Origin of the sequence: Actinoplanes subtropicus (genome assembly GCF_000721705.1) — a bacterium.
Lineage (GTDB): Bacteria > Actinomycetota > Actinomycetes > Mycobacteriales > Micromonosporaceae > Actinoplanes > Actinoplanes subtropicus.
The window spans coordinates 1-15,267 of the sequence record NZ_JOJL01000052.1; the positions used below are offsets into that span (position 1 = coordinate 1).

At 69.9% G+C, this 15,267-nt stretch carries 13 protein-coding genes; 7 read left to right on the forward strand and 6 right to left on the reverse strand.

All coding sequences use genetic code 11. From position 1 onward, the window contains the following. From IH26_RS0147665 to IH26_RS0147685, 5 genes are all read left to right on the forward strand, one after another. A partial coding sequence (locus tag IH26_RS0147665) for a ricin-type beta-trefoil lectin domain protein (RefSeq protein WP_030442947.1) occupies positions 1-760 on the forward strand: 760 nt, incomplete at its 5' end. Positions 761-993: 233 nt separating this feature from the next. After that, positions 994-2,280, forward strand: a complete 1,287-nt coding sequence (locus tag IH26_RS0147670; protein ID WP_030442948.1) for an ABC transporter substrate-binding protein — start codon at positions 994-996, stop codon at positions 2,278-2,280. Positions 2,281-2,293: 13 nt separating this feature from the next. Next, positions 2,294-3,304 (forward strand): carbohydrate ABC transporter permease, encoded by a 1,011-nt coding sequence (locus tag IH26_RS0147675; RefSeq protein WP_084599780.1) that lies wholly within the window; start codon positions 2,294-2,296, stop codon positions 3,302-3,304. 2 nt (positions 3,305-3,306) lie between these two features. Continuing rightward, on the forward strand, positions 3,307-4,122 hold the full coding sequence (locus tag IH26_RS0147680; protein ID WP_030442950.1) for a carbohydrate ABC transporter permease: 816 nt from the start codon (positions 3,307-3,309) through the stop codon (positions 4,120-4,122). 28 nt (positions 4,123-4,150) lie between these two features. Next, on the forward strand, positions 4,151-4,882 hold the full coding sequence (locus tag IH26_RS0147685) for a FadR/GntR family transcriptional regulator (protein WP_030442951.1): 732 nt from the start codon (positions 4,151-4,153) through the stop codon (positions 4,880-4,882). Between the two features lie 133 nt (positions 4,883-5,015). Here IH26_RS0147685 and IH26_RS0147690 read toward each other — a convergent pair whose 3' ends face one another. The 4 genes from IH26_RS0147690 to IH26_RS0147705 form a co-directional block, all read right to left on the reverse strand. Then, positions 5,016-7,400 (reverse strand): RICIN domain-containing protein, encoded by a 2,385-nt coding sequence (locus IH26_RS0147690; RefSeq protein WP_030442952.1) that lies wholly within the window; start codon positions 7,398-7,400, stop codon positions 5,016-5,018. A 135-nt stretch (positions 7,401-7,535) separates the two neighbouring features. Continuing rightward, positions 7,536-8,489, reverse strand: coding sequence for a sugar ABC transporter substrate-binding protein (locus IH26_RS0147695; RefSeq protein ID WP_051809832.1), 954 nt, complete (start codon positions 8,487-8,489; stop codon positions 7,536-7,538). A 76-nt stretch (positions 8,490-8,565) separates the two neighbouring features. Further along, positions 8,566-9,342: an ATP-binding cassette domain-containing protein gene (locus tag IH26_RS0147700; RefSeq protein WP_051809833.1), complete on the reverse strand. Its 777-nt coding sequence runs from the start codon at positions 9,340-9,342 to the stop codon at positions 8,566-8,568. After that, positions 9,339-10,403 carry an ABC transporter permease gene (locus tag IH26_RS0147705; protein ID WP_211268894.1) on the reverse strand — a complete coding sequence of 355 codons (1,065 nt, stop codon included), beginning with the start codon at positions 10,401-10,403 and terminating at the stop codon, positions 9,339-9,341. The genes IH26_RS0147700 and IH26_RS0147705 overlap by 4 nt, the downstream gene beginning before the upstream one ends. 224 nt (positions 10,404-10,627) lie before the next feature. Between IH26_RS0147705 and larA the strand changes: the two genes are divergently transcribed. Both larA and IH26_RS0147715 read left to right on the forward strand, forming a co-directional pair. After that, positions 10,628-11,911, forward strand: a complete 1,284-nt coding sequence (gene larA, locus IH26_RS0147710) for a nickel-dependent lactate racemase (RefSeq protein ID WP_030442956.1) — start codon at positions 10,628-10,630, stop codon at positions 11,909-11,911. Positions 11,912-12,011: 100 nt separating this feature from the next. After that, entirely contained in the window at positions 12,012-12,488 is a 477-nt protein-coding gene (locus IH26_RS0147715) for a hypothetical protein (RefSeq protein ID WP_030442957.1), read from the forward strand. A 10-nt stretch (positions 12,489-12,498) separates the two neighbouring features. Here IH26_RS0147715 and IH26_RS0147720 read toward each other — a convergent pair whose 3' ends face one another. Both IH26_RS0147720 and IH26_RS0147725 read right to left on the reverse strand, forming a co-directional pair. Then, complete coding sequence (locus tag IH26_RS0147720) at positions 12,499-13,794, reverse strand: type I glutamate--ammonia ligase (protein ID WP_030442958.1); 1,296 nt, start codon at positions 13,792-13,794, stop codon at positions 12,499-12,501. Then, a complete protein-coding gene (locus IH26_RS0147725; protein WP_051809835.1) occupies positions 13,787-15,232 on the reverse strand; it encodes an APC family permease in 1,446 nt (481 codons plus the stop codon). Before IH26_RS0147725 ends, IH26_RS0147720 begins: the two co-directional genes overlap by 8 nt. Positions 15,233-15,267 lie beyond the last annotated feature (35 nt).

Consider the following 15,267-nt stretch of genomic DNA (forward strand, 5'->3'; position numbering starts at 1 on the left):
CCCGATCGACTGCGTCGGCCTGCAGACCCACTTCACCGGCGGCAGCTCACTGCCCGGCAACTTCCAGACCACCCTGTCGAGCTTCGCCGCCCTCGGCGTGGACGTGGCCCTGACCGAGGTCGACGTCACCAACGCCTCGACCACGCAGTACGCCGGGCTCACCCAGGCCTGCGTCAACGTGCCCCGCTGCGTCGGCATCACCGTGTGGGGCGTCCGCGACAGCGACTCCTGGCGCTCCAGCGAGAGCCCGCTGCTGTTCGACGGGGGCGGCAACAAGAAGGCCGCGTACACCTCGGTCCTCAACGTCCTCAACAGCGCCGGCCCGGTCCAGACGACGCCGCCGACCACTCCGCCGACCAGCGGCCCGACCTCGCCGCCGCCCGGCGGAGGGGGCCGGATCGTCGGCGCCCAGTCCGGCCGGTGCATCGACGTGCCGAACTCCTCGCACAGCAACGGCACCCGGGTCCAGCTCTACGACTGCAACGGCCAGGCCAACCAGCAATGGACGCTCACCTCGAGCAAGCAGCTGACCGTGTACGGCAGCATGTGCCTGGACGCCGCCGGCTCCGGCAACGCCTCGGCCGTGCAGATCTACAGCTGCAACGGGCAGGCCAACCAGCAGTGGAACGTCAACGCCAACGGCACCATCACCGGCGTGCAGTCCGGTCGCTGCCTGGACGTCTGGGGCACCGGCAACGGCCAGCAGGTCCAGATCTACGACTGCAGCGGACAGGCCAACCAGCGCTTCAGCCTGAACTGACTTCACCGCGCGCAACTTCCGCCAGGTTGCGGTAATTCGCGCCGGACGCCCGCCGCGCGTCGAGGAGACGCGCGGCGTGCTGGCGCCCGCAGGTTCACCCTCGGTTCGGAATCGTTACACGGATAGTTCAAGACGCTGGTCCGAAAATCTTGACATCCACCGGCATCACTTCCTAACTTGGGCGTCATATTCCGGAAGCACTCCGAAACTTTCGGCCCCGAGAGGTGATCTTCATGACGCCTGACAGGACCCTCGCCTTGGCCGCCGTGCTGGCGTTGACCACCGTGGGCTTGGCCGCCTGCAGCGGTGACGACGACAAAGGCAGCTCGGGCGGCAACGTCACGATGCAACTGTGGGAGAACGCCACGACCGGTCCCGGCAAGGCGTTCTGGGAAAAGACGGTCGCCGACTACCACGCCGCCCACCCGAACGTCACGATCAAGCTCCAGGCGATCCAGAACGAGGATCTCGACGGCAAGCTCCAGACCGCGTTGAACTCCGGCTCCGCGCCCGACATCTTCCTTCAGCGCGGCGGCGGGAAGATGGCCGCGATGGTGGAGGCCGGTCAGCTCAAGGACATCACCGACGACATCACGGACGCGACCAAGCAGGCGGTGGGCGACGCCGCGCTGAAGAACGGGCAGGTCGACGGCAAGGCGTACGAGATTCCGGCCTCGGTCCTGCCCGGCGGTATCTGGTACAGCAAGGACCTGTTCACCAAGGCCGGAGTCACGACCCCGCCGACGACCTTCGACGAGTTCACCGCGGCGGTGAGCAAGCTCAAGGCCCACGGAACGCCGATCGCGCTCGGCGCCAAGGACGCCTGGCCGGCCGCGCACTGGTACTACTTCTTCGCTCTGCGCGCCTGCAGCAAGGCCACTCTCGACGCCACGGCCAAGAGCAAGACCTTCGACGATCCCTGCTGGACGAAGGCCGGCAACGACCTCAAGGCCTTCGCCGACACCAAGCCGTTCAACGACGGGTTCCTGACCACCTCGGCCCAGCAGGGCGCCGGAAGCTCGGCGGGCCTGCTGGCCAACCACAAGGCGAGCATGGAACTGATGGGGGCCTGGGACCCGGGCGTGATCGCCTCCCTGACCAAGGACACCAAGCCGCTGCCCGACCTCGGCTTCTTCCCGTTCCCGGCGGTTCCCGGCGGACAGGGCGACCCAGCCGCGATCATGGGCGGCGCGGACGGCTACTCGTGCTCGAAGCAGGCGCCGAAGGAGTGCGCCGACTTCCTCAACTACCTGGTGACCAAGGACGTGCAGGAGGCCTTCTACAAGGACTTCAACTCGCTGCCGGTCAACAAGGAGGCGCAGGGCGTGATCACCGAGGACTACCTCAAGGCGGTCCTCGATGCCTACAACAAGGCGCCGTACGTCTCGGAGTGGCTCGACACGCTGTACGGCCAGAACGTGGGCAACGCGCTGAACGTCAGCGTCGTGAACCTGCTCGCCGGCAAGGGCGACGTCGCCGGAATCATCAAGGCCGTGAACGAAGCCGCCAAGAAGGGCTGAGGGAAGCCAAGCGATGAGCGGCGAGGGCGGCGGCAAGGGTTCCACGGTCACCGCGGAATCGGCCGGCATTCAGGTACGGAACGGGGGTGGCGCGCCGGCTCCGTTCCGTCCCCGCCGGCGCGGAATCGGCTGGGCGCAACGTCTGGAGATCGCGGCGCTGTCCGGCCCGGCGATCCTGATGTTCCTCGGGTTTGTCATCTTCCCGGTCCTGCTGGCCGGGTACTACGGCTTCTACAAATGGAAGGGCTACGGGGTACCGACCAACTTCGTCGGGCTCGACAACTACAAGACGATTCTCCAGGACAGCGCCTTCCTCGCGGCGCTGGTGCACAACGGCGTGATCGTCGTGGCCTCGATCGTCATTCAGGGCCCGATCGCGCTCGGCCTCGCCCTGCTGCTCAACCAGAAGATGCGCGGCCAGTCGGTCATCCGGGTGCTCATCTTCGTCCCGTACGTCATCTCCGAAGTCATCGTCGGGACCGCCTGGAGCCTGATGCTGCAGACCAGCGGGGCGGTCAACGGCGTACTCCAGGGGATCGGTCTCGGCTCGCTGAAACAGGACTGGCTGTCGAACCCGAAACTCGCCATCTGGACCCTGATGTTCATCCTGACCTGGAAGTACGTCGGGTTCGCCGTGATCCTGTTCCTGGCCGGAATGCAGAACATCCCGCCGGAGCTGTCCGAGGCGGCCGCCGTGGACGGTGCCTCCTACTGGCAGACCCAGCGGCGGATCACCCTGCCGCTGCTCGCGCCGACCATCCGGATCTGGGCCTTCCTGTCCATCATCGGCGCGCTGCAGCTGTTCGACCTCGTCTACATCATCTGGGGCCAGTACGTCGCGTCGACCGCCGGCACCTCGACGATGGCGACGTACATGGTCACCGAGGGCCGCAACGCGGGCAACTACGGCTACGGCAACGCGGTGGCGGTGGTTCTGTTCGTCATCTCGTTGATCATCGCGCTGCTCTATCAGCGCTTCGTTCTGCGCCGGGACACCGAGGGCGCGCTCACCGAGGGAACCTAGAGATGTCCGCGCGCAGGCCGATCGTCTACTTCGTTGCGCTGGTCCTGGTCGGTCTCATGATCGGCCCGGTCCTCTACATCATCACCGGCGGGTTCCGCACCAACTCGCAGATCACCGTCAACCCGGCGGGCCTGCCGGACCCGTGGGAGTTCGGCAACTACACCAGCGTCCTGACGAGCGGGGTCTTCTGGCGGCAGATCGCCAACTCGACGATCGTCGCCGTCGCCACCACCCTCGGCGTCGTCACGCTGGGCGTCATGGCGAGCTACGTCCTGGCCCGCTACCGGTTCCGGGGCCGCGGCGCGATGTACGCCCTGTTCGCCTCCGGCTTGATGTTCCCGGTGACGGTCGCGATCACGCCGCTGTACATCCTGGTGAAGAACCTGGGACTGGTCGGCACCCTGCCCGGCGTCATCCTGCCCCAGATCGCGTTCGGGCTGCCCACGACGGTCATCATCCTGGTGCCCTTCCTCCGGGCGATTCCCAAGGAGCTCGAGGAGGCCGCGGCCATCGACCGCTGCGGCCGGATCGGCTTCTTCTGGCGGATGGTGCTCCCGCTCTCCGTGCCCGGCCTGATCACCACCGGGATCCTCGCGTTCGTCGGCAGCTGGAACAGCTACCTGCTGCCGCTGTTCATCCTGAGCGACCAGGACACCTTCACGCTGCCGCTCGGCGTGCAGGCCTTCGCGTCGCAGTACTCGGTCGACACCGCGAAGGTGCTGGCGTTCACCTCGCTGTCGATGATCCCGGCGCTGGTGTTCTTCAGCCTCTTCGAGCGCCGCATCGTCGGCGGTCTCACCGGCGCGGTCAAGGGGTGACGGTCGATCGGTCGGTATGGTACGAGCCATGACGGCCGCATCCGACGGGTTCAAACTCCCTGTTCGCCAGCGCGCCGAGCGGCTGGGCGTCGCCGTGGTGAGCGAGCTGGTCGAGCTCATCGTCACCGGGCAGCTCGCCGAGGGCGCGGTGCTGCCGCCCGAGGGGCCGCTCAGCGAGCACTTCGGCGTGAGCCGCACCGTGATCCGTGAGTCCGCCAAGCGGCTCGAGGAGAAGGGCCTGCTGATCGTCAGCCAGGGCCGGGGCACCCAGGTGACGCGCTCCGGGTCGTGGAACATGCTCGACCCGGTCGTGCTCTCCGCGCTCATCGACAACGACGAGTCGCTCGGCGTGCTGGACGAGCTGACCGTCGTGCGGGGCAGTCTCGAGGCCGCCATGGCCGGTGCGGTGGCCGCCGACCGCACCGCGGAGGAGCTCGCCCGCCTCGAGCAGGCCCTCGAGGTGATGCGGCAGACGCAGCACGAGAGCGACTCCTTCAACGAGGCGGACGTGGTCTTTCACCTCACGGTGATGGAGCTCTCCGGCAACCGCCTGGCCGAGAACATCACCAAACGCCTGTACCGCCGCGCCCTGGAGAGCAAGAGGTACCGCGGGATGCGGTACGAGGGCGCGTTCGGCTCCACCCTCGACCAGCACGCCCGGGTGGTCGACGCGATCGCCCGCCAGGACGCACCCGCCGCGGAAGCGGCCATGCGCGACCACATCATCGGCTCCTGGCGCCAACGCCGCTTCGAGGCCTAAGACAACACCAAACCATTCGGGCGTACGCGTGGGCGCCGTTCCCGCCGGTCCGGATCGCCCCGCCGGGACAACGCGACCCGCGCCGCGGCCCAAGGCCGCAGCGCGCGTCTCGCGTGTGGCGGTGGTTCGGCGATCAGTTGCGCGTGCTCCATTGCTGGTTGGATCCGCCGTTGCAGGACCACAGGATGAGCTTCGTGCCGTTGGCGGTGGCGGCGCCGTTCGCGTCCAGGCACAGCCCGGATTGCACCCCGGTGATCGTGCCGTTGGCGTTGACGGTCCACTGCTGGTTGGCCTGGCCGTTGCAGTCCCAGATGATCACGCTGGTGCCGTTCGCGGTGCCCTGGTTCGACGCGTCCAGGCACTTGGTCCCGTACACCTGAAGCTGTCTTCCGGAGGTGTACGTCCAGCGCTGGCCGGCGTTGCCGGAGCAGTCGTACAGCTGGACCTGGGTGCCGTTGGTGGTGGTCGAGTTCGGCACGTCGACGCACCGCCCGGACTGCCCGCCGACGAGCTCCACGTTCTGCAGGGACGGCGGGTTGCCCGAGGCGATGCCCGCCGAGGACATCACCGCCTGGGCGCCGGACGGCCAGTTGCCACCGGTGACCGTCGTGTTGCCGGAGACGTTGTTGCCCCGGTCGTTGCCGATGTACGTGGTGCCGTTGGTCGTCCAGTTGCCCGTCGCGGTGAGGTTGCCGCTGTTGTTGTTGGCGTTGGCGTTGGCCGTCGACCAGACCCCGACGTCGGAGAAGACGTTGCCGGAGGCGGTCCAGTACCGGGAGCCCTCGTCGAAGTACAGGCCGAAGTAGCCGTGGGTGTGCAGGCAATAGTTGCCGTTCACCAGCCCGTTCGGATTGGCCGAGAGCGTGTAGATGCAGCCGCCGTCGTTCATCTGCTGCATGACGTCGTGCACGTAGTTGGCGGTGATCTGGTTGCCGCTCGCGGTCGTCGCGGTGGAGTACCGGGGCTGGTAGTTGTACAGGCCGCGGTTGGCGTAGTCGTTGCTGCCGCCGGCGTCGTTCGCGCCCCAGCCGTAGCCGGCCGCGATGGCGGAGTACGGCAGGTTGTAGACCTCGTTGTGGGTGATGACGGCGTTCGTGACGTACGTGGTGAGAAACGAGACGATGCCGCGGTAGTCCGTGCCGATGTCGTGCACGAGGTTGTTGCTGATCGTCAGGTTCCGGTTGATCATGCGGCTGTCGCCGGGATGGTGCGCGTCGGCCCGTACGCCGCCGGCGACGATTCCGCCCGCCGCGACGCCGGTGAACACCGAGCCGGTGACGGTGACCGAGCCGGCGCCCAGGCCGACGCCGCTCGCGTGCGCATTCGCGTCGTTGCCGATGCCGACGGCGGTCTGCCCGAGGTTGACGAACCGGTCGCCGCTGAAGGTGATCGCGCTGGCCGCCGACACCTGCACCGCGGCGGGCATCTGGCTCCAGCCCGGACGGGTGGCCTCGAACTGGGTGCAACCGGAGCTGCAGGAGCCGAAGCTGGGCCAGGACCAGTTGCCGGCGAGGTAGGCGCCGGTCTGTTGATCGGCGTATCCCTGGTCGCTGCTGGGACCGAGCCAGCTGGTGCCGGTGAACTCGACGCCGGCGAAGGTGATGTCGTGCGCCGGCGCGTCATACGTGCCGCCCACGTCCACGAGGGAGCCGAGGGTCGGCAGTTCCACGTCGGCACTGCTCATCGACTCCCCGGAGCGGGGGATGTAGGACAGCGTGCCGGTGCCCGGGTCGAGATACCACTCCCCCGGCGAGTCGAGGAACTCGTACGCGTTCTCCAGGTACATCGGGCCGGCCCGGAAGGGGCTGGTGAGCGTGTCGTACCCGAGGTTGTTGTTGTTCCACGCCGGCTGCCGCATGGTCAGCAGGTTGTTGCCGATGCTCTGCACCGGCGAGTAGCGGTCGGTGAAGGAGTTGATCGCTTCCACCTCGACCCGGCTCGGGTTCGCGATCGAGTTGAGGTAGTTCAGCGCCGAGTTGGTGAACCGCAGGCCGGTCCCGTTCGCCGTGAAATCGGAGCGGTTCACCTGGGTGCGGGCGCGGATTGCCGGGCTGCCGTTGACGTACAGCTGCCGGGTGTCGAGCCCGGATCCGACGCTCGCCTGCCAGATGTTGCGCCCGGCGTCGGTCTGGCGCCAGCCGGTGACCTGCCGCGCGCCGGTGACGACCGGGTGGGCGGAGGGCGCGGCCTGCCAGATCACGGTGTGGCCGTTGGTACCCGAGTCGGCCGCGGTGAACCGCAGCGGCGCGGACAACCGGTACGCCCCGTCGGCGAGTTGGACGGCGATGTCACCGGTCATGCCGGCGACCGCCGACCGCACCGCCGCCTGCGCCCCGGCGAGGGAGCACGGCTGAGCGCTCGAACAGGCCGTGCCGCTGCCGGCCGGGGCGGCGTAGAACGTGGTGGTGGCCGCGGCCGCGGGCGACGCGGAGGCCACGACGGCGGTGGCCGCGGCCACCGCCGACAGGCCGGCACCGGCGATCAGCGGTCGGTACCGGAGACGTGAGAGCAGGGGCATCGGGACTCCTCGAGAGCGGTGGAGTCGTCGGTGGGGAGCCCGGACGGCTGGCCCGGCGGCGAATCCTCGCCGCTACACCCCTGCAAGATAGGTCATACGTATCATGTTAGTCAAGTGACGCCCGTCGATGGGCGGTCAGCCGAACCGCGCGACGTTGTCCTTCGTCACCATCTCGGTTCCGGTGTCGAAGGTGGCCTGCACGGACTGGCCACGAGCGGCGGCGACGGCCGTCTCGACGCCGAGCGACCCCATCTTGGCCGGGAACTGCGCGACCGAGCCGGCCTGGTCGCCCGCCTTGATCGCCTTCAGCTCGCCGGGTGAGGCGTCGAAGCCGACGACGATGATGCTGCCGGGCGCCTTCCCCGCGCCCTTGATCGCCTGCAGGGCGCCGACGATGGGCGGCCCGCAGGCGCCGTAGATGGCGGTCAGGTTCGGGTGCGCGGTGAGCAGGTCCTGTGCGGCGTTCAGGCCCTTGGTCTGATCGCAGTCGGTGGCCGGCTCGCCGACCACGGTGGCCTTGTCGCCGAGGGTCTCCTTCAGGCCCTTGACCCGGTCGTCGAGCGACGGGTTGCCGACCCGGCCCTGCAGGATGCCGATGCTGGCGCCGGCCGGCAGGTGGCCGGCCAGCCAGGTGCCGGCGAGCTTGCCGCCGGCCAGGTTGTCGGTGGCCACCACCGAGCTCTTGCCGGACCAGCCGGGGATGTCGTTGTCGACCAGCACCACCTTGATACCGGCGTGGACCGCCTTGTCCAGCGCGGGCTGAACCGCCGGGCTGGTGGGAGTGATCGCGATGGCCTTGACGTTCTTCGCGATCATGTCCTCGATGGTGTTGATCTCACCTTCGTCGTCGGTGCCGCTCTTGCCCTGTCCGAAGAGGACTTCGACGTCGGCGTGCTCGCCGTCGTACTTCTTCACCGCGTCGACCATGGTGTCGTAGAAGTCGACCGGGAACTTGGTGATGAAACCGACCTTGAGGGTTCCGGTCGCCGCCGAGCCGCTGCCGCCCTTGTCGCCGGAGGAGCAGGCCGCCGGCGCCAGCGGCAGGGTCAGGGCCGCCACCATGGTGATGATTCGGGATCCGCGCTGCATCGTTGTCCGTTCCCTTTCGGGCGGCCGTCTCGGGTGGCCCTTTCGGGCGGCCCTTTCGGGTGGCCCGTTCGGGTGGTCAGCCCGCACCGCCCACGATGAGTGACACGATCTGTTCCCTGTTCTCCGGCCGGGGCACGAGCTCCCCGACCGTACGGCCGCGGCGCATCACCACGGCCCGGTCCGCGATCTCCATGACGTGATCCATCGCGTGGGACACGACGATGACGGCGACGCCCTCGGTACGCAGGCGCAGGATGAGGTCGAGGACGTGCCTCGACTCCCGTACGCCCAGCGCCGCCGTCGGCTCGTCGAGGATCACCACGTTGGTGGCGAACGCCGCCGCGCGGGCGACGGCGATCGCTTGGCGCTGCCCGCCGGACATCAGGCCCACGGCGGCGCCGAGGTCCGGCACGCCGACCGCCAGCCGGCGCAGCACGTTCTCGGTGGCCTGCGCCATGGCGCGCCGGCGAACCAGCCGGAGCCCGCGGGGCAGCCACCGTGGCACGGTCATCTCGCGTCCGGCGTAGAAGTTCGCCGCCGGGTCGAGGTTGTCGAACAGCGCCAGGTCCTGATACACGGTTTCGATGCCCAGCGCCCGGGCGGCCGCGGGCGACCCCGCGTCCACCGGCCGGCCGTCCATCTCGACGGTGCCCGCGTCCAGCCGGAGCACGCCGGTGATGCATTTGATCAGCGTCGACTTGCCGGCGCCGTTGTCGCCGAGCAGGGCGACCACCTCGCCGCGCCGGGCGTGCAGGTCGACGCCGTCCAGCGCGACCACCGCACCGAACCGCTTGGTGGCGCCGCGCACGCTCAGCGCGAACACGCTCGGCGCGGTCCTGATCGGCGCGGTCATGAGCGGGCCGCCTGGAGGACTCGCAGCCGTTCCTCGAGGCGCTCGCGGACGACGTCGAGCTCGACCGCGATCACGATGACGATCCCGATCACGATCGGCTGCAGGAAGGCGTTGACGTCGAGCAGGTTCATCGCGTTCCGGATGACGCCGATCATGAGTGCTCCCACCAGGGCGTTGCCGACGTGCCCGCGGCCGCCGTGAAAGCTCGCGCCGCCGATCACCACGGCCGCGATCGCGTCCAGTTCGGCCAGTTCGCCGAAGGTCGGTGACCCGCCGTTGAGGCGGCCGGCGTTGACGATCGCCGCGATACCGGCGGCCAGTCCGCTCAGGACGTACACGGAGATCAGCACCGCGTTGACCGGGATCGCGGCCCGCCGCGCGGCGTCCGGGTTCCCGCCCACCGCGAAGATCCAGCGACCCCAGACCATCGACCTGGTGAGCAGCAGCGTCACCAGCGCCAGCCCGGCCACCAGGAACGCCGAGTACGGCAGCCAGCCGATCGTGCCGCCGCCGACGGTCTGGACCACTTCCGGCATGCCGCTGATCGGCTGACCGCCGGAGAGCCACAGCGCCAGCCCGCGGGCGATGCTGAGCATGGCCAGCGTCATGATGAACGGGTGCGGCAGCCGGCCCCAGACCAGCACCGCCCCGTTCACCAGGCCGACCGCCGTTCCGGTGGCGAGCATCGCCAGAATGGCCCCGGCCCCCGACGGCACCGACTCGAACACCAGCGCGCCGACCACGGCCGCGAGCGCCAGAGTGGATCCGACGGACAGGTCGATGCCGCGGGTCACGATCACCAGCAGTTGGGCCAGCGCCAGGATCGCGATCACGGCCGTCTGGCTCAGCACGTTGCCCAGGTTCCGGGTGGTGAGGAACACCGGGGACAGCGCGGCCGCGGCCAGCACGACGATCAGTAACATCAGGCCCGGCCCGACCCGCAGCGCGCGGAGGCCCACCCGGGGCAGGGCACGGTCGCGGCGGCGAGATGGCGAACCCGGCCCTCGTGACACGGCGGGCGCGCCCGACGGGGCGTCGCGCTCGGCGGCATCGGAAGCCATGAGTACCTCCACCAGGCCCGGGTCGGGGTAGCCGCAATCTATCGACGGATTCATCCCATGTCTAGTGACAGTATCGACACCTTCCGTAACAGTGCCGTAACGCGGCATCGTCCGTTTTGAACACTATTTCGCCTGCTTGATACGGCCGAGGACCCTTGACTTAGCTCGACGGAGGCTTCTAGGGTCAGTGGGATTCGTAGGATTAATCTGGCCGCCCGGGGCTTATGACTGACTACCGCGAGATACTTCTCGCCTATGGACACGACGGCTTACGGCTCCGGCTGCCCGCCGACCGGACGACCGTCATCACACCCGTCGCGCAGGCGGCGGCCGCCGACCCGGCCGGCGTGCTGCGCGACGCCCTCCGCCACCCGGTCGCCGGAGCACCGCTGCGCGACCGGGTACGCCCCGGCCAGTCGGTCGCGGTGTCGCTGTGCGATGCCACCCGGCCCCAGCCCCGCCAGGCCATGGTGGCGGCCCTGCTCGCCGAGCTCGCCGGCATCGTCGACCGGACCGACCTGACCCTCCTGGTCGCGACCGGCACCCACCGCGCCAACACCGACGCCGAGCTCCGGAGCATGCTGGGCGACGATTTCGTCGACACCATGCGGATCGTGAACCACGACAGCCGCGATCCCGCGATGCTGCGCGACTGCGGCGTCGTGAACGGCGTGCCGGTGCGGCTGAACCGGCTGTGGCTGGACGCCGACGTACGGATCACCACCGGTTTCGTCGAGCCGCACTTCTTCGCCGGCTTCAGCGGCGGCCCGAAGCTCGTCGCGCCCGGCCTGGCCGCCCTGGAGACGGTCCTGGTCCTGCACGACGCCCGGCACATCGGCGACGAGCGGGCCGTCTGGGGCGTCTGCGAGGGCAACCCCGTGCACGACGACGTCCGGGCGATCGCGGCGGCGACCGGGGTCGACTACGCCCTCGACGTGGTGCTGAACCGGGAACAGGAAATCGTCGCGGCCTTCGGTGGCGACCTCCTGCCGATGCACGAGGCCGCACGGGAGACCGTACGCCGGACGTCGATGCGCCCGGTGCCCGGACTGTACGACGTCGTGGTGACGACCAATTCCGGCTTCCCGCTGGACCAGAACCTCTACCAGGCGGTCAAGGGCATGTCCGCCGCGGCCACCGTGGTACGGCCGGGCGGGCTGATCATCTGCGCCGCCGAGTGCTCCGACGGGTTCCCCGACCACGGCTCCTTCCGGGAGGTGCTGGCGTCGGCACCGACGCCGGCGGCGCTGCTGGCCGCGATCGAGACGCGGACCACGACCGTGCCCGACCAGTGGCAGGTGCAGATCCTGGCCCGGGTGCTCACCCGGGCGCGGGTGGGCGTACACACCTCGGGCCTGACCGACGCGCAATTGCGCACCGCACACCTGTTCGCGGTACCGGACATCGCCGCGGCGGTGCACGCCGAACTCGCCCGGCGCGGCCCGCAAGCGAAGGTCTGTGTGCTGCCGGAAGGTCCGCAGACGATTCCGTACGTGCGCACGGGGTGAGGGGGTGCCGGGTGTTGTCAGAACGTGTCAGGCGCTACCGAACGCCACCGTTGCGGGCCGAGAGTCGGTGCCGACACGACATCCGGCTCCTGGAGGAACCATGTTCAAGCGGGTCATGCTCTGCGTCGCCGCGGCGGCCCTGGCCGCGACCGCGGCGCCGGCGTCGCCGGCCTCGGCCGCCTCGTACGGATGCGACGGAACGCTGGTGCGTTCGTGGGCCGTGCCGATGACGGACCGGCTCGACGGCAAGACCTACTACCGCAGTGACGTCAAGCTCTACTATGACGCCGGCACGGGCTGGAACTGCGCGGCGCTCGTGAAGCGGTCCGGCCTGCCCCGCTACGGCGACAAGACGCCGATGGTCCTCGAGATGTACAACTCGCGGTGGGCCGAGGACAACTACAAGAACAACTACGACGAGGATCAGGGCGCCTTCAAGTACTACGCCGGCCCGGTCAAGGTCTACGGCAAGGGCCTGTGCGTGAGCGTCCGCGCGCTGCACGCCGACGAGGTCGCGAACTCGACGCCGCCCGACTACAACGGCCACCTCAACCTGTCGGGCGTGGCCTGCGGCTGATCCGGGCGGATCAGTAGACCCAGCGCAGCGCGGCCACGACCCCCGCCGGGTCCTGGTCGCGCAGGCGGTCCGCCTCGGCCCGGCGGACGGCGACCACGGCGCCGAAGAGCGCGTCGCCCATCGCCTCGCGCAGCATCGGCGTGCCGGCGAAGGCGTCCGTCGCGGCGTCCAGGCTGGTGGGCAGCCGGGGGACGCCGGGAAGGTTCGCCGGGTCCCCGGTGATCGGCTCGGGCAGCGACTTGCCGGCGGCGAGGCCGTCGAGCGCCGCCGCGACCAGCGCGCCGAGCAGCAGATAGGGATTGGCCGCCAGGTCGAAGCACTTCACCTCGAGGTTGGCCGCGCCCGGCCGCCCGGCCGTGCCCGGCACGAACCGCAGCGCCGCCTCCCGGGTCTCCACGCCCCAGCAGGCGAAGGCACCGGCCCAGTGGGACGGCACCAGCCGCAGGTAGCTGGCCGGGGTGGGCGCGCCGACCGCGAGCAGCGCCGGCAGGTGCGCGAGGATGCCGGCCGCGGCCGGCCCGCCCTCGGAGTCGGGAAAGCCGTCGAAGAGGTTGCGGCCGTTCCGCCACGCGGAGAGGTGCACGTGGCCGCCGTTGCCGACGGTGCCGGCGACCACCGCGGGCGCGAACGAGACCCGCAGGCCGTGCCGCTGCGAGACGGCCCGGATCGTCTGGCGCACCAGCACGCTCTCGTCGGCGGCGCGGACCGGGCCGGCCGGCGCGACCGAGACCTCGAACTGGCCGGCCGCGTACTCCGGGTGGAACTGGTCGACGGCGATCCCCTGGTCCTCCAGCGCGACCAGCACGTCGCGGCAGTAGTCGCTGAGCTCGACCAGCCGGGTCATCCCGTAGGCCGGGCCGCGGCAGGCCGGGAGGAAGTCGTCGTCGTCGCGCCCGACCGCCCACTCGATCTCGATCGCCATCCGGAACGTGACGTCGCCGGCCGCCGCCAGCTCGGTCATCCGCCGGGCGAAGCCGCGCTGGTCGGCGATCCACGGCTCGCCCTCCTGGGTGAACCGGTCGGCCGGCGCCCAGGCCCAGCCCGGCTGCGCGGCCAGCGCGACGAGCCGGTCGAGGTCGGGCCGCAGCCGCAGGTCGCCGTCCGGGCCGCCGAGCAGGCCGGTGCTGGTGATCGAATCGTCGGCGAGGAAGGTGTCGAAGACCGGGGACATGCCGACGCCCCAGCGCACCGCATCGTCCAGCCGGGACAGCGGGACGGTCTTGATGCGGTTGATCCCGGCCGTGTCCACGTACGACAGAATGACGGCACGGACCCCGAGGTCGTGCAGCCGGCCGACGTCAGACATGGTCTTCCTCCAGTTCCGGCGCCGTCGAGACGGCGAGCTGCCGCCCGGCTCGACGGGCCACGCCCGGCCGGGCGATGACATAGACGACCGCGATCGCCAGCCAGATCAGGCAGACGACCGGGAACCAGCGGGCCGCGCCGGTCGGGTACGGGATGACGTTGCGATACAGGGTGTAGCCGACCACCACGAGCGCGAGCAGCGGGATCACGATCTGCCACGCCGGGACCAGCCGCCGGCCGGAGAAGAACAGCAGCCGGATCGCGCCCAGCGTGGCCAGTACGTACGCCACCAGCAGGATGAGCGTGCCGATCGTGCCCGACCAGAGGAAGACCTCGAACGCGGAGGCACCGAACGCCAGCGCGTCGAGCAGCACCACCGCCCCCATCATGACCACCACGGTAAGCGCCGCGACGTGCGGTGTCCCGAGACGCGGCGAGACGGCACCCAACCGGGCCGGCGCAACCCCGTCCCGGCCGAACGCGAACGCCAGCCGGGCCGCGCCCACCCCGCAGGCCAGCGCGCAGCCGAAGGCGCTGACCGCCGCGCCGAGGGTGACCAGGTTGCCGGCCCAGGCGCCGACGTAGCCGGTGCCGAGGTCGCCGAGCAGCGAGCCGGAGTTGGTGAACGCCTTCACCCCGGCGTCGTCGGTGCCGAAGCCCATCACCTCGATGGCCGTGACGACGATGAAGTAGACGCCGCCGAAGATCGCGGTGCCCAGGATCGCCCGGGGAATGTCCCGCCGCGGCCGCCGGGACTCCTCGCCGAGGGTCGCCGCCGCCTCGAAACCGGCGAACGAGAGGAAACCGAAGACCGCGCCGAGGAACAGGGTCGACACGTCCGTGCCGGGCGCGACCGAGAAGACGCTCCAGGTGAACGTGCGGCCGTGCGGCGCCGAGCCGTTCAGCAGGCGGATCAGCACCACCAGGCTGATCACCAGGATCAGCAGGACCGTGGCGCCCTCGGCGGTGAGCAGCACCCGGGTGGCCGAGCGCACCGGCGAGACGGTCAGCGCCAGGACGCCGAGCAGGGCGAGCGTGCCGATCAGGAACGGCGCCCAGGACGGCTGATGCTTCCAGGCGCCCACCTCGTCGAGGAAGGAGGCGCCGAAGATGCCGGCCGCGGTCGAGGTGACCACGCCGTAGAGCACGTACGTGCCCAGCAGCGCCCAGCCGGCGACCAGTCCGGCCCGGGCACCCAGGGTGGCGCCGACGAAACCGTAGACCGATCCGGCATGGTGGAAGTGCTGACAGAGCCGGACGAACGCGTACGCGACCAGCAGCACGCCGACGGTGGCCAGCCCGAAGGCGAGCGGCACGGCCCGGCCGACCGAACCCGCCGTGGCTTGCGGATTGATGTTCGCGGCCATCGACGGCGCCATCAGCGCGATCGAGATGCCGATCGCTTCCCAGACGTTCAGACCGCGGCGGAGCTCGGACATGGCGATCGCCCCCTCGGGTCAAGCAAATAGCGACA